Origin of the sequence: Bacillus cereus group sp. BcHK124 (assembly GCF_027712065.1) — a bacterium.
Classification (GTDB): Bacteria; Bacillota; Bacilli; order Bacillales; family Bacillaceae_G; genus Bacillus_A; species Bacillus_A pacificus.
In genome coordinates, this window is sequence record NZ_JAQFPJ010000062.1 from 1 (window position 1) to 520 (window position 520).

The following is a 520-nucleotide window of genomic DNA, read 5'->3' on the forward strand; positions in this document are numbered from 1 at the left end:
AATTCATCCGTTTATTTTTGCTTTGATTCCAATCATTTACATCATTGCTATGACTTCGAAAAATATAAATGACTTGCTTAAATTGGGGGATATGCTCGGTAATGCTGCTTTATTTTTATTTGGTTTACTGCCACTGCTTCTTCTTATTATTACGCGATTAAAAGGAGGAGTAGTGTGAAAAATAAATTTAATTATATGCGGTTCTATTTGGCTTTGTTATGGACGCATTTGCTTCTATTTTTAACAGGATGTTGGAGCAGTAAAGAAGTAGAAGAGTTGAGTTTAACTGCAGGTATAGCACTAGATAAAGGGAAGGATTCAACAATTGAGAAAGAGGATGAGGAAGGAGGTTATCCTAAAAGAAATCTTATAACAGCTACTTATCAAATTGTTAGTACGCAAGCACAAAGTAAAGGAAATGGACAACATAAACGTTATATAAATGTTTCTGAGACCGGTGATTCCATTCATCAAATTGTTCGTGAGTTTTCATTGAAAAGAGAGAGCTCAATGTTCAGCC

At 34.0% G+C, this 520-nt stretch carries 1 protein-coding gene and 1 pseudogene; both read left to right on the forward strand.

All coding sequences use genetic code 11. The features are described 5' to 3' along the window. Window positions 1–178 (forward strand): annotated as a pseudogene (locus PDK19_RS27240) (spore gernimation protein); the annotation flags it as partial. Next, window positions 175–520, forward strand: a 346-nt coding sequence (locus tag PDK19_RS27245) for a Ger(x)C family spore germination protein (RefSeq protein WP_442868817.1), incomplete at its 3' end; no start/stop codon positions are given. The pseudogene PDK19_RS27240 and the gene PDK19_RS27245, both read left to right, overlap by 4 nt.